Below are 26,026 nucleotides of genomic sequence, written 5' to 3'. Positions count from 1 at the left end.
ACCTCAGGAGGAAATTGATCCATTCATCCTCTGAGACGGACAGCCCGACAGGTTCGGGTTAAACCGCAGTGAAAAGAATCTTCAGCGGTGATAACGCCGCACTACGCTGCTGTTTCTCAGCACATGGTCTTTGATCTTTTCCAGTAGCTGTGCGCGGGTAAGGCCAGCAGGCAAGGCGTCCGGTGCCAGGTCCAGGGCATAAATCTGGATGATGTAGTGGTGCGCGCTATCGCCGACCGGCGGACAAGGACCGACATAACCTGTGGTGCCTTTGACGTTCATGCCCCCGACGCCTTCCAGGGCGGATTTGGCGCCGACACCGGCCGGGATCTGGTGGGTGGTCGGTTTGATGCCGTAATGCACCCAGTGATCGACACCCTGGCCTTTCGCGCCATCGGGGTCATGCATGACGATGGCGTAACTGAGGGTGCCCGCCGGGCCGGCATTCCAGTTCAAGGCCGGTGACTGGTTGTGCCCACCACAATTGGGCGCATCGCTGGCGGCCGCCGAGGTAAACAGTCGATCGTCGGTGACACCTGGGATGTTCAGGGTAAAACGCTCCTGGGCCTGCGCCGGCAATTGCACGCAAAGGGCGACTGCAACGGCCGCCAGCCAAGGGTTCAGAGAGGTCAATCGGGTCATACCGGAGCACCTTGTGCGGGTGGGGCCGTCGTCGGCGTGCAAACTATAGCTGGACCGTTCACTCGGTGGCAGCAGGAATTGGCTGAACCTCCAGATAAGCGCCAAACTCTTAAGTGAAACGCTTGCCTGGAGAGTGATCATGGCACTGCACCGCGTCGCCCGTTTCGCCGATGTGCCCGAAAACCGGGGCCTTGAAGTCCAGGTCGCGGACACGAAAATTGTCCTGCTGCGGGTGGGCGATCATCTGCGCGCCTTTCAGGGCGAATGCCCCCATGCCGGGGCGCCGCTGGCCGACGGCGCTCTGTGCCACGGACGTTTGATCTGCCCCTGGCACAAGGCTGCGTATCGGATCGAGGACGGTGCGCTGTGCGAACCGCCGGCCCTGGACAGCCTCAAGCGCTATCGGCTGGAAGTGCGCGATGACGAAGTCTGGGTCGACGATCAGCCGATGTCCGACGCTCATACCCCACCGGCGGACGACGAGCGAACGTTTGTAATCATCGGCGCCGGCGCCGCAGGTACAGCGTGCGCAGCAGCGTTGCGCGAAAAGGGCTTCGGTGGCCGGGTGCTGTTGATCGACCGTGAAACCGACGCCGGTTACGACCGCACGGTCCTGAGCAAATTCGTGATTGCCGGGGAGATGCCGCCGGAAGAAGTCCCGCCGCTGCGTGATGAAGATTTTTACCGCGAACAGCGCATTGAGCGGATGAACGCTGAAGTGATGAGCCTGGACGCCGCGAACAAGACGTTGCGCCTGGCTGATGGTCAATCGCTGAGCTACGACGCGGCCCTGCTCGCCACCGGCGGCACACCCAATCCGCTTACGCTGCCTGGCGCCGACCTGCCGCAGGTGTTCGTGCTGCGTTCGAAAGATCAGGCGCAGCGGATTCTGGGCTCGGCAAAACCTGGCCAACGAGCGGTGATCATCGGCGACAGTTTCATCGCTATGGAATCCGCGTCCTCCCTGCGTCAATACGGCCTGGACGTCACCGTGCTGGCCCGCCACGCCGTGCCTTTCGCCAAACAGTTTGGCGACGCCGTCGGCAAGGCGATTCGTGCCCTGCACGAGGCCAATGGCGTGGTGTTTCATACGGATGGCAATGCAACGCACATCGAAGGAACCGCCAGCGTCGAAGCGGTGCGCCTGGACAACGGTCAACGTTTACCGGCGGATCTGGTGTTGGTCGGCATTGGCGTCAGCCCGGCAACCGGCGCATTTACCGGCCTTCCTCTGGAAAAAGACCAGTCGCTGAAGGTCGACGGCGGGATGCGCGTGACCGATGGGCTTTGGGCCGCCGGCGATATCGCGACCTTCCCGCTCAACGGCCAGCCCCAACGGATCGAACATTGGCGCCTGGCACAGCAACAGGCACGGATCGCGGCGATGAACATGCTCGGCGGCGACGAACATTACCTCGACGTGCCCTATTTCTGGACCTGGCACTTCGGTAAAAACTACGACTACATTGGCCACGCCGCGACCTGGGACGAGGTCGAGTTCAAAGGCGACCCTGACCACCCTCCCTTTATCGGCCTGTTCGGCAAGGAGGGATTGGTGGTCGCCGCGGTGGCTTGCGATGAAGAACGTGCGATAGCGCTACTCGCCGAACGGATGAAACAGCCGTTGCCGGTGGATGAGGCGTGGCGGTTGATTCGGGACTTGAATTAACGGGAAGTGGGAGTCCTTCGGCCTCCAGCGGGAGCAAGCTCCCTCGCCACAAGCCAGACAGCAAAACGCCCGGCGTCTGCGTTGCGCAGAGGCCGGGCGTCGGTCTGTAAGCCCTGGTGTTACTCGACGGCGACATTACCGCCGAATTTGCTCATGACAAACCCGCCAAACTCTTCGACGGTCATCTTCTGGCCGTTGAATTCCACCTGATTATTGGCGTAGTGCAGTTTGGAGACGATGTTGTTGTCGTCCAGTTTTGCCAACTGCGTACCGACTGCCATGCTGCCAAACATGTCGGCGGTGGCGGTGGCCTGATCGGCGATGAGTTTCGCGTCGGTCTGACCTTCGATTTGCGACTGCACGCTCAGCAGGTCAACGAGCATTGGCTTGGACACTTTCACGTTAACGTCCAGCAGCGCGATCAGTTGTTGGGTCAACTGGTCCGGCGGCAGGTCCATGGATTGTGGTTTGGTCAGGTCGAGCACCAGGTTGGCGCGGCTTTCACCATTGGCGGTGTTGAACGACAGATTCTCCAGGGCGACCTGCGGGCCGGCAGCCAGCAGTTTCTCCAGGCCGGTTTTGACCTGCGCCTCTTCGGCCGGGGTCAGGACCAGCTGTGGCGCCGGTTCACCCGCAGCGGCGGCCTCAGCGGCGGCCCTCTCGTACGGTTGCAGTTTGGTCTGGTAAATCTGCATCAACGACATGGTTGCCGGGATGTCGAGGTTCTTCAGGCTCATGGCCATCTGCGCAGACCCGACAGCCTTGCCGTTCAAGGACACTTCACCCACCTTGTAATCGGCACGCCCCGAAGCGCTGGTGCCGGACTCCTCGGTCTGGTTCTTCATTTCAAATTTCTTGAAACCCAAAACCGACTGCTTGGCGCCGAAGGTGGTCTTGCTGTCGGTCAGCTCGACGGTGTTCTCGCCGGTGTAGTAGCCGTAGGTACTTTTTGTCAGGTTGCTGGCCACGGTCAGGCCATTCAGTTCGACCTTCACCGGCGTCTGATCTTCAGCCACCGTGCTCAGGGTCAGGCTGTCCATGTAACCGTCGGCCTTGAGCTTCTGCGCTTGAGCGCTGGCGGCGACATCGAGGTTCAGCCCGGAGAATTTCAGGTTGGACTTGTCGTCAAGCGCCACGTCCAGCGGCAGCAATTGCAGGGTGCCGTTGGTGGCATTGTCGTAACCGATATTGACCACGCCCGTGATTGGCGATTTGTCCTTGGCAGCGGCGAACCACTTCTCGGTGTTAGGCGTTCTTTCCAGTTCGTAGTGACTGGTGGCCAGGACCGGCAGCCACTTCAACGACATCAGACGCGAAAACGGCAGCGGACCGTGTTCGATGCGATCGACGAACAGCAACTCCACCGGTGCTTCACCGAACATCTCGCCTTCGCCCTTGAGGCGGTAGTGCGCGGTGCTGCTGAACACATGGCGCTCCAGCGACACCAGCTCCAGCGACGCTGTGCCGTTGGAACCGACCAGCGCAGCTTGCAACTCTTTGTTGGCGTCGGCGATCGAGGTGTTCAGCACACCTTCGAGCTTGGTGCCGGTGTACCAGGCACCGCCAGCGCTGATTGCGCCGATGGCAACGACGATTCCAAGAAGCACGCCTGCTGATTTATTCATGAATGACCCGATCAATGTCCGTTGTTTGAAGGTGTGGTCGTCTTCCCTGAACCCGACGGGTTACGGTCACGACTGCGTTAAAAGTGCGATGGAGATTAGCATCAGGCGCACCGGGCGACCCAATGATTAAAGGTGAAAGAGTGTCTATGGAATGCCACTGCTTGTGGACAACTGGCAGGGGGTGAGAGTTTCAGTACTCATTAGATCGCCTTCGCGAGCAAGCCCGCTCCCACATTAGATCGGTGGCGAACACAGAATTTGTGAACACCTGAGATTCAATGTGGGAGCGGGCTTGCTCGCGAAGGCGTCAGGTCAGGCAACATCCCATTCAAGAATACTGAACCTCGATCTCATCAAGCTGATGATCAAAGCTCTTGAGCCGTGCGGTCCATGTATAGACCAGCACTTCGAAGTCGCGATTGATCACCGCCGTGCCGCTAGGGGATTCCGAGCGCGGATCGCAGAAGTCCAGTTGATAACGTTCACGGGCCATGGCGGTGGCGACATCGGAGAGTTCACGGGCGTTATTGAGCCAGTGCCAGCCGTCCTCGGCCACTTGCTTGTCCAGCGCCAGGCATTGTTTTTTCAGGGTTTCGAGGCTTTTTTCCAGCGGGGTGCCGGTCAGTTCGCCCATGACTTCCTGGAACGTACGCCCCGGTTGCCAGTAACTGCCCCAGAAATACCGATCGAACACTGTTTCGACACGGCGTAGCGCGACCTTGGTGTCCCAGATCAGCACCAGGGTCTTGCCTTGTTCGAGCTGTCTTTTTTTGATGCGCGTGCCCTGGACTGAAGCCCAGGCCACCACCACGATTGCCATCACGGCAATCAATGCCGCGGCGCTGTCGAGGAACACCAGTGCCTTGTCGATCTGGTGGGCGAGCATGATGCCGTAGAAATAGGTGGCCGACAGCAACACCAATGCCGCTATAGCGCACCAGAAGCCGGGAGCATAAGGGTTTTTCATTATTGGAATCCCCATGACCAACGCGAGCCTTGATTGATGAGTTCGACGCGCGACCTCATCAAATCAAAGCATAGCAACGGCCTCAGGGTTTGCCGGAGTTCGTGCCTTGCGTTCGTCCGCTTTCCCAGCCGCCGCCCAATGCCAGGAACAAATCGATCTGGCTCATCGCAACCTGCGTACTGGCGGAAGCCAGTTGCGCCCGCACGTCGGTGTAGGTGCGGGTCGCCTGCAAGTCCGCCAGGAACGATGCGCGGCCAGCCTGGAAGAAGCGGTGGGTCTGGTCTGCGGCCAATTGCGCCGATTGCTCGGCGTCGGCCAACGCATCGCGGCGCTGCAACAGCGCGGAGTATTGCGCCAGGCCGGTTTGGGTTTCGCGGATGGCGTTGAGCACCACGCCATCGAAATGCGCCAACGCGCCTTGGGTTGTTGCTTCGGCCTCGCGGATTCGCGCGCGGGAGCCGTTGGACGGCACGGTCCAGGTCAGCAACGGCCCGAAGCCCCAGCGATTGGTCGCCGGTTTGCCGAGGTTTTCCAGGATGCCAACGGTACCGACGGTCGCGCCGATGCTGATGTCCGGGTACAACTCGCCGGTGGCGATGCCGATACCGGCGGTCGCGGCAGCCAGTCGTCGCTCGGCCTGCCGCACATCGGGACGGCGCTTGAGCAACGTCGCGCCGTCACCGACCGGCAACAATTGCGCAATCTTTGGCAGCTGCGCGCAGCGGTCGGTGCCGGCTGGCAGTTGATCCAGCGGTTTGGCCAGCAGCATCGACAAGCGGAACAAACCAGCCTGACGCGCGGCCTCATAACGCGGCATGTCGGCGCGCAGGGATTTGAATTGGGTTTGTGAGCGGGTCACCTGGGTTTCATCACCGCGCCCGGCGTCACGCAAGCGCTGGATCAGCGTGGTGCTCTGGGCTTGCAGGTCGAGAGAATGCTGGGCGATTTCCTGCTCTTCGTTGGCGGCGCAGACTTGGGTGTAGGCCCGAACGACATCGGCCACCAGCGTGATTCGCGCGGTATCGGCTGCGGCTTGAGTCGCATCGGCATTGGCTTTGGCCGCTTCGATGCCGCGCTGCAACGTGCCAAACAGGTCGAACTGATACGAGGTGGTAATGCCAATGTCGCCGACGTTGGCCACCGGCACTTTCTCCGGCAGCAGGAATGCTTCGCCGGACTCCTGCAAACGCTGGGCGCCCATCTTCACCCCGCCGCTCCAGCCACCTGCCGCTTGAGCTTCATCGACCTGCGCACGCGCTCGGGAAAGGTTCGCCGCCGCCACGCGTAAATCGGTGTTGGAGGCCATGGCCTGCTCGACCAATTGATCCAGGCGTGGGTCCTGATACAAGCGCCACCAATCGCTGGGCACGGGTGCCGAGACGACATTTTTGCCGTTCACCGCCAAGTCGCCCTGCAAGTCTTCACGGTGTACGGCGGCCTCGTCCGGCACGTGATAATCCGGCCCGACCACCTGACAGGCCGACAGCAACAGGCCTAACCCGGCGATAGCCAAACCCGAGGCCCTGCTCATTTCGAAGGCTCCTGGGTTTGGTCGTCAATGATCGACACCGTGGCGGTCCGCCCGGCAATCATGCGGAAATCCGCCGGCACATCATCGAAGGCGATCCGCACCGGAATTCGCTGGGCCAGCCTCACCCAGCTGAACGCCGGGTTGACGTTGGGCAGCAAGTTGCTGCCGCTGCTGCGGTCGCGGTCTTCGATGCCGGCGACGATGCTTTCCACATGCCCGCGCAGGCGAGCGCGGTCGCCGATCACCCGAATATCGACGCTCTGGCCGACATGAATGCCGTCCAGCTTGGTCTCTTCGAAATAACCGTCGATGTGGAATGAATTGCTGTCCACCACTGACAACACTGGCCGCCCAGCCGTGACGAATTCCTGGTTGCGCGGTGCACGGTCGTTGACGTAGCCGTCCACCGGGCTGCGGATGGTCGAGCGGTCGAGGTTGAGCTGGGCGCTGTCCACCGCCACCTGGGCTTCCATCAACGCCACTTCGGCGCGGGCCACCCGGGACTGGCTCTCTTCCAGCTGCTCGCCCGGCACCAGATTGCCGAGGCCGCGGTTACGTTTGGCTTCGCGTTGCGCCTGCGCCAGGGTTTCCTGACGGTCGGCGACCGCCGCCTTGGCCTGACGCAGGGCCAGTTTGAAACGGTCCTGATCAATGCTGAACAGCACCTGGCCACGTTTCACCAGTTGGTTGTCACGCACGTCGACCTGCTGGATCAGCCCGGACACGTCCGGCGCGATCTGCACGATGTCAGCACGGATGTGGCCGTCGCGGGTCCAGGGCGCGAACATGTAATACATCACCATGCGCCAGACCACGACAACGGCGAAGCTCACGATCAGCAGGGTCAGCACCACGCGACCGAGGGTCAAAAAAGGTTTTTTCATGTCATCAGGTATCGACTGAGTGAGTCCACGGCGCCGAGCAGCAAAGCGTAGAGAGCCACGTTAAACAATGCCCGGTGCCAGACCAGACGGTAAAAGTGCAGACGCGTCAGCAACCCGTGCACCAGCAGGAACAACACGTACGTAATGCCCATCAGCACCAGTAGCGTGGGCAGGAACACCCCGCTGATATCCAGATCACCGATCATAAAGGCGCTCCATCGATGCCATGGGGAAGCGGCTCTTCGAGCTCGCCACTGCCGACGAATTCCACCCCTGGCAGCAGCGACAGGCGCAGGCCGCTCAAGGCATGCAGCAGATGCAGACGGGCGCCCTCATCGCACTCCGTGTTGAGGGCACGGCGGGTGCGGTCCAGGGTCATCAACAACGGACTCGGTGCCGGCAAACGTTCGCCAGCCTTGAGGCAGGCCTTGAAATACTCGCCGACCTCGGCCACCACCTGGTGCAGCAGCACTTGCGGTGCGCCGAGGACTCGTGGTGTATAGGCGAGCAAATCCAGCAGGTTCAGCGCCACGCGCACTTCCCGCAGGGCGATGCCGGTGTCCTGGCCGGTCATGGCCAGGCGCGGCAAATGCTGCATCAGGCGATCGAGCATTTGCACGCCCAAGTGCCGGTGATCGGCCAGCGACGCCGGTTCTGTGAGGCTGACAATGTCGTGCCAGCTGAAACGGGTCAGGCGCTTGGCCGCCAGTTCGGCGCCGAACGGCCGGGCGATCAGGGTCCAGACGAAGGCGAACAACAAGCCCACGGGACCGGCTAGGTTGGAGTTGGCGAAGCTGAGAAAGTCCGCGTCGTAGGCGCCCTGAATACTGATGAAAGACGAGGTGTTGACCAGGGTCAGCAGCATGCCCAGATAGAACTGCGGCTTGACCGTCAGGGTGCCGATGCAAATAAACGGCACGGCAAACGCCAGCACCAGCATCGGGAAGTCATGCAGGTTGGGCAGGACCAGAAACAAATAAAGACTGGCGAACAATACCGACATTGCCGTCCAGAAAAAGAACCGGTAAATCTGCGGCGCCGGGTCGTCCATCGAAGCGAAAAAGCTGCACGCCACCGCCGCCAGAATCACCGCGGCGCCGCCGTCGGTCCAGCCGAGCAGAATCCACAGCACCGACGCGACGATGATGGCGGTGACGGTGGACACCGCCGAATAGAGCATCAGCCCACGGTCGAGAAACGGCGACAGCCGACCCAGCCGCCAGTGCCGATACACCGCGCGCCAGCTGTCCTGGCTTTCGCACTGGATGGCGTACTGCAGGCTGCGACAGTCCTGCCACAGATCAATCCACTCGCCGAGGCGATACAGGGCGTTGGAGAACAGCAGCTGCTTGCGATCATCCAGCGCTTCGGCGGACGGTTGCAGGGCTTCGAGTTGATCTTTCAGTGCTTGCCAGCGGGCGAGGTCGGCGTCTTTATGGCCGAGCCATTCGGTGGTCGCGGCCAGCAGCGGCGCGAACTTATCCACAAGCTCAGGCGTGCGTCGCTCAAGGGCATAGAGCGCGTCGTCGAGGGCGTCGATCACTGGCAGTAGGTGAATCATGCGACCGCGCAGTTCCTTGGTATTGCGTACGGTTTGCGGTCGCGCGCCTTCGTGGGGCAACTGGCCGATCATCAATTCCAGCGTGTTGAAGGTTGCGACCATCGACGAACGCAGCGCACTGACTTCGTCCGGCTGCACGTTGCGGCTAAGGAAACGCAGGCTGTAAGTCGAAGCATCGGCAAACCATTTGTTCACTGAATCGTTGAACACCGGCGCCAGTCGCCGGGGCCAGAACATGGCGCCGACCACCGCTGCCACGGCGATGCCGAGGAAGATTTCTTCAGTCCGCGCCTCTGCGATGTCCCATACCGCTAACGGGTTATCCACCACGGGCAAGGCAATCAGCGGCAAGGTGTACCCGGCGAGCATCAGCGCGTAATTGTTGGCGGTGCGCAGGTGCATTGAGAGGAACAGCAGAGTTCCGGTCCACAGCGCGATGACCATCACCAGCACATAGGGGCTCTGAACAAACATCGGCACGAAAAAAACCGCGGCGGCGGCACCGAGAAGGGTGCCGACTGCGCGGTACAGCGCCTTGGAACTGGTAGGGCCGACAAACGGACTGGAAACGATGTAGACCGTGGCCATCGCCCAATAAGGCCGGGGCATTTGCATGAGCATGGCGATGTACAACGCGATCATCGATGCCGCGAACGTTCGCACACCGTAGAACCAGTCCCGCGCCGGGGGCATGCCGGTAAAAAATCCGTTCAAGGGTTGATCACCGGCAGATGATTGGCCGATTCAAAAGCCCTCAGCACCCGCAACGCTGCTTCCAGATCACTCTGATCGATCCCTTCGAGCACTTCATGGCGCAAGCGCACCAGCTCGATTTCGACGGCTTGCACCAACTCACGACCCGTCTCGGTCAGGCTCAGGCATTTGGCGCGACGGTCATGGGCGTCTTCAGTACGGCAGACGTAGCCGGCATGACACAACTGATCCAGCAGACGCACCAAAGACGGGCTCTCCATCCCGGCCGCCTGAGCCACCGTCACCTGCCGCACACCCTCGCCCAAACGCCCGATCATCAACAACGGAACGGCGCAGGCTTCGGAGATTCCATAGTTGACCAGCGTGGTCTGGCAGATCCTGCGCCAATGCCTGGCGGCCACCACCATGGAGCTGCTGATGTTCATCTGGAGAGCGTCGAGGTTCTTCGGCACGAGGGAATGCACACACTGTTAGTTTGCTAACTATCAATATGGCATTTGGGGGGAAAGCTGGTCAAGTTTTGAAACAATTTGGTGGGCATGGTCCATGCCTAGACTCGGTAGAAATCGCCATAGCATTCGAAACTGCGTAACGAATTCGCGAACCCACCGAGACTTAAACCATGATTAAACGTCCTGCTGAACCAGAAAGTACTTTAGATTCCGAAGACTCAACGCAGTACCGCAACTTCCTGCAAAGGAAAGTGGACGCCGCACGGCGATCACTGCGCAAGGGCGAAGGCCGCGGTAATGAAGAGATCGAAACTGAATATGCCGCTAAGCGGGCGCAGGCGACAGAATAAAAGGGTCGACGCCATCAGCGTTTCTTGGCTCGATCATAAACAGCGCTTCGCTCACGCTTACCCACTGCCACCACGGAAACGACTACACGCTCATCAATAACCTCGTACACCAACCTGTACCCCGATGACCGCAGCTTGATTTTGTAGCAGTCAGGCATTCCATGTAGTGAATCTGAGGGCACTCGCGGGAGCTCAAGTCGCTCTGTCAGTTTCTTTTTGAATTGCTCGCGCAATGTATGACCCAGTTTGTCCCACTCCTTGCGTGCAGACGGCAGGAATTCGAGCTTATAGGTCATCCAGATTTACCGGGATCGGCGTTTCATGCCTACGTGAGCGAACAATTTCTGCCAATTCAAGGTCATCGAGACGTTCCATCATGGCCTCGAAAACATCGGCCGGGACCATGTAGCCCATCACTCGATTGTGATTCAGCACCGCGACAGGCCCGCCATGGGCGCCGCTCAAAACCGCAGATGGATTTTTCTTCAACTCAGACACACTGACAGCCATGTCGGCCAGAACATTTTGCATAATTAAGACCTCAATTCAGGTCACGATTCTGGTCTATTCACACTTTATGAGCAACCTAGAAAAAAACTTGAAATTGGATATCCACCCAGATTTCTTCAACTCTTGTAAGTTTTTTGCACATTCCAGCCATTTCGCTCAGATTTTTACACCCCCCGCCCCTTCCTCAACAGCACATCCAGCTGATCCACCACCTCCGCCCAATCGGCGTCATCCAGAATGTCGTCACGCAGGAAATCCGCCTGGCTCTTGGTCCAGAAGAACGCATCCGCCAGGTGCAATTCGGGTTTGAGCGGTGAGTGGGTGGCGATGAATTTGTCGATGCTTTCGGCGTCGTCAGGCAGGCCGAGTTGTTTGAACAGGTTGGGGAGGCTGTGGGTTGGGGATTCCATGGTGGGCTCCTTTTTCATGGCAAATGATTGGGTGACTGCTGCGCAGTCAATCGCGAGCAGGCTCGCTCCCACATGGAATCGCGCTCAACTGTGGGAGCGAGCCTGCTCGCGATGGCGATGTAACTGACGCCGAGAATCTACTGACTCAACTCGCACACTTCAGCATGCGGCACCATTTTCAGGAATTCCGGCACGCTCATGTGCACCAGGTTGTTGTGGTTACCCGCCTCCAGGTAGATGTCTTTTTGCCGGGTCAGCAGTGGGTCGATGACCATGTCCAGGCCATAGGATTCGCCCAACGCCGGCACGGCGCCGCGTTCGCAATCCTGGAACAGATGCGCCAGGGTGCTTTCCCGGGTGATCTGCCATTCGCCACTGCCACGTACTTTGCTCAGGTCCAGGTGACGGCTCGCTGGCAGCACAGCCATCAGGTAATGGCCGTGGTGGTCGTCGAGGATCACCGACTTGGCCACCCGCTCGGCAGGAATGCCTGCGACCCGCGCCGTTTCAAGGCTGCTGGCCGAGTGCGGATGGGTGACGACGTCAAATTCGCATTGAGCCTTGTTAAGGCTGTCCTGCACTGTTCTTGCCATACGCATGATGCACCTCGGTGTCCGCAACAACGTTTCGCGGACGATGGTTAAACCTTTCTCACCACTAAAAGTCTAGGCCCGCTGGCGCCATCGCGCGGGAAATCTGCCCGCCGGAATAACGTCAGTAACTGATCAAAATTCGTACAATCCAGAGCTCAGCTAGACTGTATAAAGAACCATCAATGACTCTCCCGGAGGGTCACGTGAACATTCGTTGTTGTGCAGTTGCGCTGCTGTTGGCCTTGAGCGGATCGGTTTTCGCGGCGGACACCGTCGTCCTGCTGGTGCCCAACCCCATCGGGATCTGGCTGATCACGTTCGGCATCGCGTTTCTGATCGCCGAGGCAGCCCTGCCCAATTACGGCGTGATCGGTCTGGGCGGCATTGTGATGTTCGTGATCGGCGCGGTAATTCTGACCAACACCGAGGTGCCGGTTCCGTTGATGATCGGCCTGGGACTGATCAGTGCCCTGTTGCTGATTTTCCTGCTGATCCGCGCCCTGAAAACCCGACCGCGCCACAACGTCAGTGGCGATGCCGAACTCATTGGCAGCGTGACCTCGGTGATGTCGTTACAAGCCGACAACGCCTATAACGGCTGGGTGCACCTGCAAGGCGAACAGTGGCAAGTACTCAGCGCCACGCCACTGCGCCCCGGGCAACAGGTCCGGGTGGTGGCACGCAAGGGATTATTGCTGCAAGTGGCCGCGGCTGACGCGGCGCCGGGTGGAGAATAACCATGGGCCTGCAACTGGGTTTTGCTGCGCTGCTGTTACTGGTGATTGCGCTGGCGGGGTCGACCTTCCGCATCCTGCGCGAATACGAGCGCGGGGTGGTGTTCCAGCTCGGGCGCTTCTGGCAGGTCAAAGGCCCTGGCCTGATCCTGCTGATTCCGGTGGTCCAGCAAATGGTTCGCGTCGATTTGCGTACCGTGGTCCTCGACGTGCCGCCACAAGACGTGATCACCCGCGACAACGTCTCGGTCAAGGTCAACGCGGTGTTGTATTTCCGCGTCCTCGATCCGCAGAAGGCGATCATTCAGGTCGAAGACTTTCTCATGGCCACCAGCCAACTGGCCCAAACCACGTTGCGGGCAGTGCTCGGTAAACATGAACTCGATGAACTGCTGGCCGAGCGTGAGCGGTTGAACATCGACATCCAGCAAGTGCTTGACGCCCAGACCGATGCGTGGGGCATCAAGGTCGCTAACGTCGAGATCAAGCACGTGGACCTCAACGAATCGATGATCCGCGCCATCGCCAAACAGGCCGAAGCCGAACGGGAACGCCGGGCCAAGGTGATCCACGCCGAAGGCGAATTGCAGGCTTCGGAAAAACTCATGCAGGCCGCCGAAATGCTCGGGCGCCAGCCTGGGGCCATGCAGCTGCGGTATATGCAGACATTGAGTTCGATTGCCGGGGACAAGAGTTCGACGATTGTCTTTCCGCTGCCGATCGAGTTGCTCAAGGGGATGGCGGATTTGTCGTCCAAATCCTGACCTTTCCTACAGGCACCAACGTCCGGTAACCGCGTCGGAGATTTCCTTCAAGTTGTAGCGGTGTTGGTGAACTTGTTCCGGTCCGAAGCCGGGTCTAGTCTGGCTTTGTCACTGAATAAACGGTGACACGGACGTGCAAGTCCGACGAAACTGTTTAGGTCGCAATTGCCATATCTCAATGAGCATTTATAGGCTCGCTGCTTTATGGCGGCTGCGCGCAGGAGATCCTCGGATCTGCTGGGTGTCCTAAACAGTCCCGGTCTTGCACACCTGCGCTCAGCCGCCACCCCATTCGCGTGCAAACGAACGGTGGCGGTTCCAACTTACTGTTTAGGGAGTTTTATATGTTCAAGGTATCTCCAAATCCGCCAGACAACTCTGGCACCCCCTCCGAAGATCCACTCGAAGCCGAAAAACTCAAAGAAGCCGCCGACCGCGCCTTCGCCCACTACTTCCCCCCGACCACCGAAAAGCCGCCCAGGCACCGCAAAGGCCACCTCTTCACTGTTGCCCCCGAGGTCAACACCGAAACCCTGCTGGCCAACGCCGCCGAAGACCTGCTGTCCATCAGCGCCATCGCGGCCAATCTGGCAGACGAAGTGGACGGGACACGGCGCTCCGTAGCCCTGGCGCTCAGCCGCATGGCCGATGGCGTGCAATTGCTCGTAGAGCGAGTGCAGGATCATTGGGATGAATCGGAGATCATGCAGGCTCGGGTCAAGGTTTAGCCGGGTAGATTTGTGGTGAATTGACCACCGCTTTCGCGAGCAAGCCCGCTCCCACAGGGGACCGCATTCCAACTGTGGGAGCGGGCTTGCTCGCGAAGGCGTCGGCACGGTCAATGAATGAATCAGCGGTTATCACGGCGATCTTTTTCCAATGCTTCATAAGGCCCTCGCGCCCACCGCTCCACACATTCGTGCAAAAGCGCCGAGGCCTCGCGACGCTTGTCATCGCTGTCCCCGACAAACACCTCTGAAGGCCGTTTGGCATGCTGCCCCACCGCCGCAAACACTTGCTCACGCTGCACGTCATCCAATCCAAAAAAATCAGCTAACCGCCCGGCCATAGCCCCCGGCAACTCACTGTAATTCACCGCCAACCCACCAAACTCCCGACATTGCGCCAACCCCGACGCCAGCAACCGCCCCAACCGCCGTGCGATGAAGTCCTCTCGGCCTTCAAACGGCAATTCGTCATCCAGCACACTCGCGCCGATCATCCACGGCACCATGTGCATGCCCGGGCGGCGTAGATGTGAAACGGCAATTTCCAGCGGATCGCGATAAAGAAACAGCCACGGTGTTTCGGCAAAACATTCGCGCAGCAACGGCAGTTCACCGATGTTCCAGGCATCGAGTTTGATCACCAAACGTTGCTCGACACCGAGCCGACGCTGTCCGTAGGCCGACAGCAACCCTTCGATGGCAGCGCGACGTTCGACGGCGGGCAAGTCGCTGCGCAATAGCGCATCCAGTGGCGGCGGTTCGCTGATCACGATGTGGTTATCGAGTTGTGCGAGCATTTGGCTGATGAGGGTCGAGCCGCAGCGAGACGCGTGAAAGATGAACGCACTCGGGGCCAGACCGGGACTGCAGATTTGCCAGTCAACGAGGGTCGACAACGGCGTTTCCCGGCGAAACGCCTGATTGAACGGCAATCGCAGCGCGTCTTCCACGGCATCGCGAAAAAACGGCTGATGCAGTGGCGTATCGCCGAACCAGCACCAGTCGACGCGCCATTGCCCAGCCTCTTGCCAGACCCGGATCGGCAACCAGCCTTCGAGGTTCATGCCTTTCATTGTTTGTTCCATCGTCGGCGGCCGTCGCGCATGGCTGCGCGCAGTTCTTCGCGGGAGAGCGGCAAGCCTCGCGCCGCCGCCATTTCCAGGGCTCGGGTGATAAAAGCTTCGCCGTCCTGCAACCCCTGCAAGGTTTTGCACAGCGGCGGATCGCTCTCCACCAGTGCCTTGAACTGTGCAAGGCATCCATGAAAAACATCGGTATCTGGCGTGGTCAATTCGCCGTCGATAATCGCCTGCTCCAGCCAGGCGCCGGGCCGACAATCGAGCACCAGATGAATGCGCGCCCGAGTACCACGATTGTCCACTCGATGCGGCCGCGACAGGTCGAGAAACCAGCATTCACCGGCAGCCATCGGCATGCGCTGGCCGTCCAGCAGAAAGTCCACTTGAGGCGCGCTGACCAGCGGGATGTGCAGACGCAGATCGGCGTCCGGTTCGCCCAGGTCGTAGTCGCGATGTTCGTGAATCTGCCCACCCGGCCCGAGCCGCAACAAGCGCGCGCTGACGATTTCCAGCGGCAGATCGCGCAAACCTTGCTGCCATCGGACATCCCGCAACCAAGGCGCGCGCAGCAGCGGTTTGCCGCGACCCGGCGACAGTTCAGTCAACGCATCCGCCGCCGAAATCAGCGCAACACCGCTCCAGTCGCCAGCGTAATAAGCATTGTTGAAATGCCCCTGCCAGCTGTCCTCGTCAACGGCGGCCAACGCCTGTAACAGCAGCGGCAAATCCACGGCCACCGGCAAGCGGGAGAACGCCGGTCGGCTCATCGTTTCGGCAACACCGCGCACTCGCCGAGCCAGGTCAGCAAGTGATCAAGACAGGCCTCCACCGATTGCACGCCGGTATCGAGCACCAAAGAGGCGGACGGCGGCGGTTCATACGGTGCAGACACGCCAGTAAAACCTGGCAAATCACCCCGGCGTGCACGGGCGTAATGACCTTTCGGGTCGCGCTGTTCGCAGACGGCCAAGGAAGCGCTGCACCAGACTTCGCGGTAATCCTCGCCCAGTCGCCGGGCGAACACCTCACGTAACTCCATCAGCGGCGCGATCATCGCCAGGATGACGATCTGCCCGTTCTCCACCAGCAGCGCCGCGACTTCGCTGGCGCGACGGATGTTCTCCAGACGATCACCGTCGGCGAAACCGAGATCACGATTGAGCCCGACCCGCAGCCCGTCGCCATCAAGCACGATGCTCTGCACGCCGTGCTCGAACAGCTCGGCGTGCAGCGCCTGGGCCAGGGTCGATTTACCCGCCGCCGGCAAACCGGTCAGCAAAATCGCCGTGCCGCGATGGCCGTTGCGCGCCTCCCGTTGTGCGCGGCTGATGCTCGCGGTCGGCGCCAGCAGGTTATTGGACCGGGGCATGGGCCACCGGCGTCGTGATGTTCCCGGCCGCCCACGCCGATTCGCGGTTGGCCAACGCGGTGGCAATGGATTGCACTTCGGTGGATTGCACCTGATCCGGCAGCGGATCGAGCCCTGCACTGGCAAAGATCTGGCCGTAAGCGTTACGCAGATCGGCGTACGACAGGTCGCGACGCAAATCGGCCTGCAAGGTGTTCAGTTCGCCCTGGATAAGGTCCAGCTCACCCAGCCCGGCCGCCTGATATCGGTTGCGCAGCTGGCCAACAATCTGCCCGTCGATGTCCGACAGCTGCTGATTGGTCTTGAACTGCCGCAGCGCCTCGCGGTAGTTGGCGTTGGCCACATAAAGCTGCGCCAGCACCGCGATCGACATGGCCTGGCGGCGCGCTGCGGCGACTTCTTCGCCGGCCTTGGCAACGTTGATCGCCGCCGGGGCGGAGATCACGTTGAACAGGTTCCACGTCACTTTCACGCCGTAGTCGGCCCAACCCTGCTCCACCAGGAACGAGTTGCTGTCGTAATGCCCGCCGGCCGAGAACTCCAGCCCCGGCAGCAGCCGCAACATGGCTTTGCGGGTTTCGGCCGCGCTGATGCGGCTTTGGTAATCCTGTTCGCGCAGCTCGGGACGACTGGTCAGGGCTTCCTGTTCCAGGCTGGCGAGGTCAACTTTCAGTTCCGGAATGTCATAGTCGTCCTGGGTCGCCAGGGTCAGGTCGGTGCCCAGCGGCAGATTGATCAGGGTCGCCAGTTCGGTTTTCGCCAGCGACAACGCACGACGCTGTTCTTCCAGTTGGCGCGTGGCTTCGATCAGCGAGCGTTGATAACCCAGCGCCTGAACCGGATCGCCGATTCGCTGCTGGCTCATGCTTTGACTGTTGCCGCGCGCGGTGTCGACCCGGGCCATGAGGCTGTCGATCTGCTTGAGCAAACGCTCGGCGGCCATGGCCCGCCAATAGGCCGAGCGCACGTCCTGAACGATGGTGTTGATCACCTTGCGCCGACGCTCCTGAACGATCAGTCGCTGGTCGCCCTGTTGCTTGGCGCTGATGTAGCTGACGCCAAAATCGAGCACGTTCCAGACCATGGTCAGGTCGGCGACGTCACGGTCGCGGTCCTGGGAGGTCGATGGCTCCAGAGACTGGGTGCCGGTCCGTACGCTCTGGCTGCTGGAGGCGTTGACGTTGTTGCGGCCGACGTACCCGGCGTCCAGGGCCATGCGCGGCAGCATGTCGAAACTGGCGAGGTCGAGTTGGCGCTTGGCCAGGGCCTCTTCCATGATCTTGAGCCGGCCTTCGAGGTTGTACTTCACCGCGCGGGCCATGGCTTGATGCAAGGTCAGCGGACCGCTGAGGGGCTCCTGATCCTTGTACATGTTTTGCAGGTCGCTCCTGGCGCGCTGTTGGCTGACGCTGCGTTCGATCGGTTCACTGGTGACTGCACATCCGCTGACTGCAAGCGCCAGCAGGCTGGCGCCAAACAACTTAGAACTTCTATTCATCCTTGACTGCCCCTGGACACAGCATTGTTTTAGGTGTTTTTTCAGGCCTGCATTTCGCTGATGCCGACTTGTCGCAAAGCCGCGGCCAGGCTGTCGACCTGCCGTTGCTCGGTGTCTTTGAGCTGTTGCAATTGCTGGACGAGACTCGGCGCGCCAAACACGCCGCGCAGCCCCTGTGAAACATCTCCGGCCTTGATCGAATGACTGCCGAATGAGTTCAGCGAGTCTCGCTCGTTGCCGGCGTCCTGATTGAACAAGCTCGACAACGTACTGGTACCGAACACCCCGCCATCGCCACCGCCGAAGCCGAGGAAGCCGTTGCCCGAGCCATCGCCGCCGCTGTCACTGCTGCTGAACACCTGGGCGATGAAGCTGGGCGCCAGCGCACCGTGGTTCATGAAGATGTCGCCCAGCGGCCGGATGCCGTTGCCGATCACGCGGCTTTCGAACAACGGGGTAAAGGTCAGCGGTGAGCCGAGATCGCCGGTCGGGGGCGTGAAAATGATCGGTTGCAGCGGTACGTTGGGCTGATCGGAAACGGTGACCGGTGGCGGGATCCGGGCCAGCGGGTCAGGCGTCACGACCACGGCAGGCGTCTGCACCGGCACGGTGTCGATCACGTAATTGTTGGAGACCGCCACGCTGCTACCGGCATTGCCCGAAAGGTCGCTGACGTTGCTGGTGTCCAGCGCAATGAAATTGCTCGGGTCGGTGATGCTCGCGGTCGGCGTGAAGGTCGCCGTCCAGGTCTTGCCGCCGTCGCTGCTGGCCAGGTTGGTCAGCTCGCCGTTGGTGACGCTGAGGTCCGACAGGTCGAAATCGCTGACCACTTCGCTGAAGCTGATCGTCACCAGCGTGGTTTGACCCACGCCCAGGTTCGGGTTGGCGACCACGATGGTTGCCGTCGGCCGGGTGGCATCGAGCGCGTAGTTGTTGGAGATCGCGATCCCGGCACCGACGTTGCCCGCGGCGTCCGCCACATTGCTGCTGTCGAGCAGGATCAGGTTGGTGGTGTCGTTGATGTTGGCGGTCGGGGTCAGTGTGGCGGTCCAGGTCTTGCCGCCATCGCTGCTGAGCAGGTTGGACAAGGTGCCATTGGCGACGCTGAGGTCCGACAGGTCGAAACCTGAAACCGTCTCGGTGAACGTGATGGTAACCGTGGTCGTCTCGCCGATGCCCAAGCGGTTATCCGCCACCACGATGGTCGCCGTCGGCCGCGCTGTGTCGATGGCGTAGTTGTTGGAATCGGTCACGCCCACGCCACTGTTGCCCGACACGTTGGTCACACCGCTGTTGTCGAGACGGATCAGGTTGGTGGTGTCCGTCACGTTGACGGTTGGCGTGAACGTCGCGGTCCAGGTGATGCCGCCGTCGCTGCTACTGACGTTGCTCAAGGTGCCGTTGGCAATGCTCAGGTCCGCATTGGTGAAACCGCTCACCGCTTCGCTGAAGGTGATGGTCACCCCTGAGGTTTCACCGGCCTTGAGGGCGTTGTCGGCCACCACGATGGTTGCGGTCGGCACTTGGGTTTCCACCACATAGTTGGCGGAGTTGGTCGTGCCAGAGCCCGCGTTGCCGGCCAGGTCCGAGACGCCGGTATTGTTCAGGGTGATGAGATTGGTGGCGTCGGTAATCCCGATAGTCGGGGTGAAGGTCCCGGTCCAGGTGATGCCGCCATCGCTGCTGCTGACATTGCTCAGCGTACCGTTGGCGACGCTCAAATCGCTGTTGTCGAAACCGCTCACCGCCTCGCTGAAGGTGATGGTCACCAGCGCGGTTTCGCCCGGTTTCAGGGTTGTATCGCTCAACACAATGGTCGCGGTCGGGCGTTGGCTGTCGATGGCGTAGTTGTTGGAGTCCGTCGTGCCGCTGCCAGTGTTGCCCGCCCCATCGATCACTCCGGTGTTGTCGAGGGTAATCAGGTTGGTCGAATCGGTGACGCTCGCTATCGGCGTCAGGGTGGCGGTCCAGGTGATGTTATCGCTGGTGCTCAGATTGCTCAGAGTACCGTTGCTCACCGTCAGGTCGGCTGTAGTAAAACCGGTTACCGCCTCGGAGAAGGTGATGGTCACCATCGATGTTTGACCCACACCCAGCGCCGCGTCCGTCACCACGATGGTCGCGGTTGGGCGCTGTGTGTCGATGGCGTAGTTGTTGGAGTCGGTGGTGCCGCTGCCGGTGTTGCCCGAGACGTTTTGCACGCCAGTGTTGTCCAGGGTGATCAGGTTGCTGGTGTCGGTAATGCTGGCCGTCGGCGTGAACGTTGCTGTCCAGGTAATGCCGCCATCGCTGCTGCTCACCGCCGTCAACGTGCCGTTGGCGATGGTCAGGTCGGCGTTGCTGAAACCGCTGACCGCTTCGCTGAAGGTAATGGTGACCAGCGACGTTTCACCGACGCTCAGCGCATTGTCGGCGACGACGATGGTGGCGGTCGGCCGCACGGTGTCGATGGTGAAGTTGGCCGAATTGGTGATGCCGCTGCCTGCGTTGCCGGCAATGTCGGCCACGCCGCTGTTGTTCAGGGTGATCAGGTTGGAAGTGTCCCTGACGCCGACTGTCGGGGTGAAGGTCGCCGTCCAGGTGATGCCGCCATCGCTGCTGCTCACCGCGCTCAAGGTGCCGTTTGGAATGCTCAGGTCACTGTTGTCGAAACCGCTGACCGCCTCGCTGAACGTGATGGTTACCAACGACGTTTCGCCGGCACTCAGGGTTGGGTCGGCGACGACAATGGTGGCGTTCGGACGCAGACTGTCGATTGCGTAGTTGTTGGAATCGGTAGTGCCCGCGCCAGTGTTGCCGGCCGCGTCCGCCATGCCGGTGTTGTTCAGCGTGATGATATTGGTTGCATCGTTGATGCTCGCCGTCGGCGTGAAGGTCGCGGTGTAGGTGATGTTATCGCTGGTGCTCAGGCCGGTCAGGGCGCCGTTGGCGACCGTGAGGTCGGCGGTGGTGAAACCGGTCACCGCCTCGGAGAAGGTGATGGTTACCACCGTGGTTTGACCCAGCGCCAAGGCGGTATCCGTCACGACGATGGTCGCGGTTGGGCGCACGGTGTCGATCGCGTAGTTGTTGGAATCGGTGGTGCCGCTGCCGGCGTTGCCCGAGGCATTTTGCACACCGCTGTTGTCCAGGGTGATCAGGTTGGTTGCGTCGGTAATGCTGGCCGTCGGCGTGAAGGTCGCTGTCCAGGTGATGCCGCCATCGCTGCTGCTCACTGCCGTCAACGTGCCGTTGGCGATGGTCAGGTCGGCGTTGCTGAAACCGCTGACCGCTTCGCTGAAGGTAATGGTCACCAGCGACGTTTCACCGATTTTCAGCGCGTTATCGGCGAGCACGATAGTGGCCGTCGGAGCGACGGTGTCGATGGTGTAGTTGCCGGAGTTGGTCGTGCCGCTGCCCGTGTTGCCAGCCAGATCGGCCACGCCGGTATTGTTCAGGGTGATGACGTTGCTCGGGTCACTCACGCCGACGGTTGGCGTGAAGGTCGCCGTCCAGGTGATACCGCCGTCGCTGCTGCTCACCGCCGTCAATGTGCCGTTGGCGATGGACAGGTCGGCATTGGTGAAACCGCTCACTGCTTCGCTGAAAGTAATGGTGACCAGTGAAGTTTCCCCGGCACTCAGAGTCGGGTCGGCCAGAACGATGGTCGCCGTAGGGCGAACCGTGTCGATCGCGTAGTTGTTGGAATCGGTGGTGCCGCTACCGGCGTTACCCGCCAGGTCGGCGACGCCGGTGTTGTCCAGGGTGATCAGGTTGGTCGTGTCGTTGGTGCTGGCGCTCGGCGTGAAGGTCGCCGTCCAGGTGATGCCGCCGTCGCTGCTGCTCACCGCGGTCAAGGTGCCGTTGGCAATGGTCAGGTCGGCGTTGGTGAAACCGCTGACCGCTTCACTGAAAGTGATTGTCACCAGCGAGGTTTCGCCGATTCTCAGCGCCGTGTCCGCGACCACGATGGTTGCCGTCGGGCGCACGGTGTCGATGGCGTAGTTGTTGGAATCGGTGGTGCCGCTGCCCACGTTGCCGGTGGCGGCAGCCTGCACGCCGCTATTGTCCAGGGTGATCAGGTTGGTCGCATCGGTGGTGCTGGCCGTCGGGGTGAAGGTGGCGGTCCAGGTGATGCCGCCGTCACTGCTGCTGACCACGCTCAACGTGCCGTTGGCGATGGTCAGGTCGGCGTTGGTGAAACCGCTCACCGCCTGGCTGAAGGTGATGGTCACCAGTGACGTTTCACCGATTTTCAGGGCGTTGTCCGCTACCACGATGGTCGCGGTCGGCGGGGCGGTGTCGATGGTGTAGTTGCCCGAAGAACTGGTCCCGCTGCCGGTGTTGCCCGCGATGTCGGCCACGCCGGTATTGGCCAGAGTAATAACGTTGGTGGTGTCGTTAATGCCTGCAGTCGGCGTGAAGGTCGCCGTCCAGGTAATGCCGCCGTCGCTGCTGCTCACCGCCGTCAAGGTGCCGTTGGCGATCGTCAGGTCGGCATTGGTGAAACCGCTCACCGCCTCGCTGAAGGTGATGGTCACCTGCGAGGTTTCGCCCTGTGTCAGCGTCGAATCGGCCAACACAATCGTGGCGGTCGGGCGCACGGTGTCGATCGCGTAGTTGTTGGAATCGGTAGTGCCGCTGCCGGCGTTACCGGCCAGATCCGCTATGCCGGTATTGTCCAGGGTGATCAGGTTGGTCGTGTCGTTGATGCTGGCGGAAGGTGTGAACGTCGCGGTCCAGGTGATGCCGCCGTCGCTGCTGCTCACCGCCGACAAGGTGCCGTTGGCAATGGTCAGGTCGGCGTTGGTGAAACCGCTGACCGCTTCGCTGAAGGTGATCGTCACCAGCGAAGTTTCGCCGATTCTCAACGCCGTGTCCGTCACCACGATGGTTGCCGTTGGCCGCACAGTGTCGATGGCGTAGTTGTTGGAATCGGTGGTGCCGCTGCCGGCGTTGCCCGACAAGTCGCTGACCCCGGTGTTGTCCAGGGTGATCAGGTTGGTCGTGTCGGTGATGCTGGCGGTCGGGGTAAACGTCGCCGTCCAGGTGATACCGCCGTCGCTGCTGCTCACCGCGGTCAAGGTGCCGTTGGCGATGGTCAGGTCGGCGTTGGTGAAACCGGTCACCACCTCGGCGAAGGTGATGGTCACCAGTGAGGTTTCGCCGATTTTCAGCGCATTGTCCGCCACCACAATGGTTGCGGTTGGACGAAGTGTATCGATCGCATAGTTGTTCGAATCGGTGGTGCCGCTGCCGGTGTTGCCGGCCAGATCCGCTATGCCGGTGTTGTTCAGGGTGATCAGGTTGGTCGTGTCGTTGGTGCTCGCGGAGGGTGTGAAGGTCGCGGTCCAGGTGATGCCGCCGTCGCTGCTGCTCACCGCCGTCAAGGTGCCGTTGGCGATGGTCAGGTCCGCGTTGGTGAAACCGCTGACCGCTTCACTGAAGGTGATCGTCACCAGTGAGGTTTCGCCGATTTTCAGCGCATTGTCTGTCACCACGAGGGTCGCCGTTGGCCGCACGGTATCGATGGCGTAGTTGCCCGAATCGGTAGTGCCGCTGCCGGCGTTACCGGCCAGATCTGTGACGCCGGTGTTGTCCAGGGTGATCAGGTTGGTCGTATCGGTGATGCTGGCGGTCGGTGTGAAGGTCCCCGTCCAGGTGACGCCGCCGTCGCCGCTGCTCACCGAGGTCAAGGTGCCGTTGGCAATCGTCAGATCCGCGTTGGTCAGTCCGGTGACCGCTTCGTTGAAGGTAATGGTTACCAGCGAGGTTTCGCCGATTCTCAGCGCCGTGTCGGTAAACACGATACTGGCGGTCGGGCGTACGGTGTCGACCGTGTAGTTGTTGGAGTTGGTGGTGCCGACGCCGGCGGTGCCCAGAATGTTGATCACCCCGGTGTTGTCCAGGGTGATGACGTTGGTCGTATCGGAAATACTGGCGGACGGCGTAAACGTTGCCGTCCAGGTGATGCCGCCATCGCCGCTGCTCACCGAGGTCAACGTGCCGTTGGCGATGGTCAGGTCCGCATTGGTGAGACCGGTCACGGCTTCGGAGAAGGTGATGGTCACCAGGGACGTTTCGCCGATGCTCAGTGTGGTGTCAGCGACCACAATGGTCGCGGTCGGCGGTGGTGAATACGCGGTGTTGAGTATGCCGCCGTCGTTATAGATGGTCGCGACGGCGGTTGGCGAAGTGCCGGGGCTGCCACCGCCCTGCGCGGTACCGCCTGCACCACTGGCCCCGGCATTACCGGCCAGGGCCGCGAAGTTGGCGGCCGTGATCAGCAGCGTGCCTTTGTTCCAGATCGCACCGACGCCCCGGCCACCAATGCCGCCATTGCTGGCATTGCTGCCTTGGCCACCACCACCGCCGCCACCGCCGCCGGCACCAATGTTGTTGCTGATGGTGGAGGTGCCGACAATGGTGATGGTGCCGCTGCTGGCGTTGTAGATCCCGCCCACCGCGTTGCCGCCGGCGCCACCCACCTTGTCCCAACCGGCCCCGCCGCCCCCGCCGCCAATGGAAATCGTGCCATTGGTGGCCGTCGCACCGTTACCGCCGTTGCTGTAATAGGAAACGCCTACGCCGCCAGCCCCGCCAGTGGTGGTACCACCGCGACCGCCCATGTGGGTGGCGTCATAACCGCCGCCGTAACCACCGACACCGCCGCTGCCCGCCTGGCCGCCCAATGTGCCGGTGCCCGGTCCCGACGAACCGCCATGCCCGCCGCCCTGGCCACCCAAACCGCCGCCGCCACCACCGCCACCGCCGTAAAAAGCGCCCGTCACACCGCCGCCGCCACCACCACCGGAAGCGCCGTTAGAGGTCACGCTGACGTTGTTCAGGGTCAGAATCCCTGCGTTGAAAATGCCCCCAGCCATCGAACCCGTGGCACCGTAGCCACCGTTGCCGCCGGTGCCCGACACCAGGCCACGGGTGATCACCAGGCCATCGAGCGTCACGATGCTGCCAGACGACACTTCAATCACTCGGGTCCTGTACTGACCGTCGAGAATCACGTCAGCCGCGCCGTCGTTGTTCAAGTCGCCATCAACGGTGATGTTCTTGTTGATCAGCAGTTCGGACGTCAGCTGCACCGTCATGCCGGTGCTGAAGGTGACGAGATCGCCGTTCTGCGCCGAGGCGATCGCCGCGCGCAACGAACCGACGCCCGTGTTGGCGTTGTTGGTGGCGGTCCAAGTGGCCAGGCCCCACTGATACTCGCTCATGCCCTGGGTCGACAGCACGTTGGCGCTTTCGATACTGCCAGTAGCAATTTCCAGATCCCAATCGCCACCGATCCCGGTGCGATTGCTGGAAGCGGCTACATCGCGGCCAGTCAAATGTGCCAGCGAGTCGACAAAACTCAAGCCACGCTCACCTTCGGCGGTGTAGCAGCCGTAAATCAAAATGTCGCCGCCGACGTTCATGTCCTTGCCGATTTCCGCCAGCACGGCACTGCGGGCCGCGACGTTGTCGGCGGACAGGTAACTGTCGCCCAACCACAGATCGCCCGCGTTGCCATGGGCAATGATCTGCACCGAACTGATGCCCTGATGTGTGTCCAGATAGGCGGCAATTTGCTGCAAGCCGTCCTTGCTCGCGTCCAGCTGGACCACTTGGGTGCCAGGCGCCACGCCCTTGAGCAGGCTATCGGCATCCTTGACCCGCGAATCGACGAACACCACGCTCTGGCCCGGCACTGCAACGGGGGCTGGTGCAGGTGTGGCGTCGGCCTGGCCGTGGGTGTCCTTGCTGGCGACCGGTTGGTCGGCCGTTGGCGTCTTGGCGGCATCAGCCGTGGTGTGGCTGTCCGCCTGAGCGGCATCGGCCACCGTGGCCGCCACCGCGCCGTCGAACAGCATTCGCGGTTCCAGGGACATGATCATGGGCGAGGCCAGCGCCCGTGCGCCTTCGGTAACTCGCGACTTGCCGTTGCTCCACCACATGCTGCTCACCCGGAC

General features: G+C 61.3%; 22 protein-coding genes. 5 read left to right on the top strand and 17 right to left on the bottom strand.

The window, feature by feature from the left end:
* Positions 1-81: 81 nt before the first annotated feature.
* Complete coding sequence (locus KW848_RS10595) at positions 82-642, bottom strand: YbhB/YbcL family Raf kinase inhibitor-like protein (RefSeq protein ID WP_111449527.1); 561 nt, start codon at positions 640-642, stop codon at positions 82-84.
* A gap of 139 nt (positions 643-781) precedes the next feature.
* Between KW848_RS10595 and KW848_RS10590 the strand changes: the two genes are divergently transcribed.
* A complete protein-coding gene (locus KW848_RS10590) occupies positions 782-2,311 on the top strand; it encodes an apoptosis inducing factor family protein (RefSeq protein ID WP_218536772.1) in 1,530 nt (509 codons plus the stop codon).
* Positions 2,312-2,430: 119 nt separating this feature from the next.
* Here the strand turns inward: KW848_RS10590 and KW848_RS10585 are convergent, their stop codons facing one another.
* From KW848_RS10585 to KW848_RS10555, 7 genes are all read right to left on the bottom strand, one after another.
* Positions 2,431-3,936, bottom strand: a complete 1,506-nt coding sequence (locus KW848_RS10585) for a YdgA family protein (RefSeq protein ID WP_218536771.1) — start codon at positions 3,934-3,936, stop codon at positions 2,431-2,433.
* A 328-nt stretch (positions 3,937-4,264) separates the two neighbouring features.
* Complete coding sequence (locus KW848_RS10580; RefSeq protein ID WP_111449530.1) at positions 4,265-4,903, bottom strand: NADH:ubiquinone oxidoreductase subunit N; 639 nt, start codon at positions 4,901-4,903, stop codon at positions 4,265-4,267.
* Positions 4,904-4,985: 82 nt separating this feature from the next.
* A complete protein-coding gene (locus KW848_RS10575) occupies positions 4,986-6,434 on the bottom strand; it encodes an efflux transporter outer membrane subunit (RefSeq protein ID WP_218536770.1) in 1,449 nt (482 codons plus the stop codon).
* The gene (locus tag KW848_RS10570) at positions 6,431-7,318 is read right to left on the bottom strand and encodes an HlyD family secretion protein (protein ID WP_218536769.1); all 888 of its coding nucleotides are present in this window, start codon (positions 7,316-7,318) and stop codon (positions 6,431-6,433) included. Before KW848_RS10570 ends, KW848_RS10575 begins: the two co-directional genes overlap by 4 nt.
* Entirely contained in the window at positions 7,315-7,524 is a 210-nt protein-coding gene (locus KW848_RS10565) for a DUF1656 domain-containing protein (RefSeq protein WP_008148151.1), read from the bottom strand. Before KW848_RS10565 ends, KW848_RS10570 begins: the two co-directional genes overlap by 4 nt.
* Entirely contained in the window at positions 7,521-9,593 is a 2,073-nt protein-coding gene (locus KW848_RS10560) for an FUSC family protein (RefSeq protein WP_218536768.1), read from the bottom strand. Before KW848_RS10560 ends, KW848_RS10565 begins: the two co-directional genes overlap by 4 nt.
* A complete protein-coding gene (locus KW848_RS10555; protein ID WP_218536767.1) occupies positions 9,590-10,018 on the bottom strand; it encodes a MarR family winged helix-turn-helix transcriptional regulator in 429 nt (142 codons plus the stop codon). Before KW848_RS10555 ends, KW848_RS10560 begins: the two co-directional genes overlap by 4 nt.
* 197 nt (positions 10,019-10,215) lie before the next feature.
* On the opposite strand from KW848_RS10555, the gene KW848_RS10550 reads away from it, so the two are divergent.
* On the top strand, positions 10,216-10,395 hold the full coding sequence (locus KW848_RS10550; RefSeq protein WP_218536766.1) for a hypothetical protein: 180 nt from the start codon (positions 10,216-10,218) through the stop codon (positions 10,393-10,395).
* A 14-nt stretch (positions 10,396-10,409) separates the two neighbouring features.
* On the opposite strand, the gene KW848_RS10545 is transcribed toward KW848_RS10550, so the two are convergent.
* From KW848_RS10545 to KW848_RS10530, 4 genes are all read right to left on the bottom strand, one after another.
* Positions 10,410-10,691 carry a type II toxin-antitoxin system RelE/ParE family toxin gene (locus KW848_RS10545; protein ID WP_218536765.1) on the bottom strand — a complete coding sequence of 94 codons (282 nt, stop codon included), beginning with the start codon at positions 10,689-10,691 and terminating at the stop codon, positions 10,410-10,412.
* Positions 10,681-10,926: a type II toxin-antitoxin system Phd/YefM family antitoxin gene (locus tag KW848_RS10540; RefSeq protein WP_008148141.1), complete on the bottom strand. Its 246-nt coding sequence runs from the start codon at positions 10,924-10,926 to the stop codon at positions 10,681-10,683. The genes KW848_RS10545 and KW848_RS10540 overlap by 11 nt, the downstream gene beginning before the upstream one ends.
* A gap of 143 nt (positions 10,927-11,069) precedes the next feature.
* Positions 11,070-11,315, bottom strand: a complete 246-nt coding sequence (locus KW848_RS10535) for a DUF2789 domain-containing protein (RefSeq protein ID WP_008148139.1) — start codon at positions 11,313-11,315, stop codon at positions 11,070-11,072.
* 137 nt (positions 11,316-11,452) lie between these two features.
* A complete protein-coding gene (locus tag KW848_RS10530) occupies positions 11,453-11,914 on the bottom strand; it encodes an aminoacyl-tRNA deacylase (RefSeq protein ID WP_033058638.1) in 462 nt (153 codons plus the stop codon).
* A gap of 197 nt (positions 11,915-12,111) precedes the next feature.
* Between KW848_RS10530 and KW848_RS10525 the strand changes: the two genes are divergently transcribed.
* The 3 genes from KW848_RS10525 (at position 12,112) to KW848_RS10515 (ending at position 14,134) form a co-directional block, all read left to right on the top strand.
* Positions 12,112-12,645, top strand: a complete 534-nt coding sequence (locus KW848_RS10525; RefSeq protein WP_111449568.1) for an NfeD family protein — start codon at positions 12,112-12,114, stop codon at positions 12,643-12,645.
* Between the two features lie 2 nt (positions 12,646-12,647).
* The gene (locus tag KW848_RS10520; protein ID WP_008148132.1) at positions 12,648-13,406 is read left to right on the top strand and encodes a slipin family protein; all 759 of its coding nucleotides are present in this window, start codon (positions 12,648-12,650) and stop codon (positions 13,404-13,406) included.
* A gap of 344 nt (positions 13,407-13,750) precedes the next feature.
* Positions 13,751-14,134 (top strand): DUF6124 family protein, encoded by a 384-nt coding sequence (locus tag KW848_RS10515; RefSeq protein WP_192409771.1) that lies wholly within the window; start codon positions 13,751-13,753, stop codon positions 14,132-14,134.
* Positions 14,135-14,256: 122 nt separating this feature from the next.
* Here KW848_RS10515 and KW848_RS10510 read toward each other — a convergent pair whose 3' ends face one another.
* The 5 genes from KW848_RS10510 to KW848_RS10490 are packed head-to-tail and all read right to left on the bottom strand — an operon-like array spanning position 14,257 to position 26,011.
* Positions 14,257-15,207, bottom strand: coding sequence for a sulfotransferase family protein (locus KW848_RS10510; RefSeq protein ID WP_218536764.1), 951 nt, complete (start codon positions 15,205-15,207; stop codon positions 14,257-14,259).
* Entirely contained in the window at positions 15,204-15,980 is a 777-nt protein-coding gene (locus KW848_RS10505; RefSeq protein ID WP_218536763.1) for an aspartyl/asparaginyl beta-hydroxylase domain-containing protein, read from the bottom strand. The genes KW848_RS10510 and KW848_RS10505 overlap by 4 nt, the downstream gene beginning before the upstream one ends.
* Positions 15,977-16,582, bottom strand: a complete 606-nt coding sequence (cysC, locus tag KW848_RS10500) for an adenylyl-sulfate kinase (protein ID WP_218536762.1) — start codon at positions 16,580-16,582, stop codon at positions 15,977-15,979. Before cysC ends, KW848_RS10505 begins: the two co-directional genes overlap by 4 nt.
* Entirely contained in the window at positions 16,566-18,080 is a 1,515-nt protein-coding gene (locus tag KW848_RS10495) for a TolC family protein (RefSeq protein WP_218536761.1), read from the bottom strand. Before KW848_RS10495 ends, cysC begins: the two co-directional genes overlap by 17 nt.
* A gap of 41 nt (positions 18,081-18,121) precedes the next feature.
* Positions 18,122-26,011 carry an Ig-like domain-containing protein gene (locus KW848_RS10490; RefSeq protein WP_256365107.1) on the bottom strand — a complete coding sequence of 2,630 codons (7,890 nt, stop codon included), beginning with the start codon at positions 26,009-26,011 and terminating at the stop codon, positions 18,122-18,124.
* Positions 26,012-26,026 lie beyond the last annotated feature (15 nt).

Origin of the sequence: Pseudomonas sp. PDM25 (assembly GCF_019219045.1) — a bacterium.
Lineage (GTDB): Bacteria > Pseudomonadota > Gammaproteobacteria > Pseudomonadales > Pseudomonadaceae > Aquipseudomonas.
The sequence above is the reverse complement of the archived record's forward strand: the minus strand, read 5'-3'. Positions and strand labels throughout refer to the sequence as shown.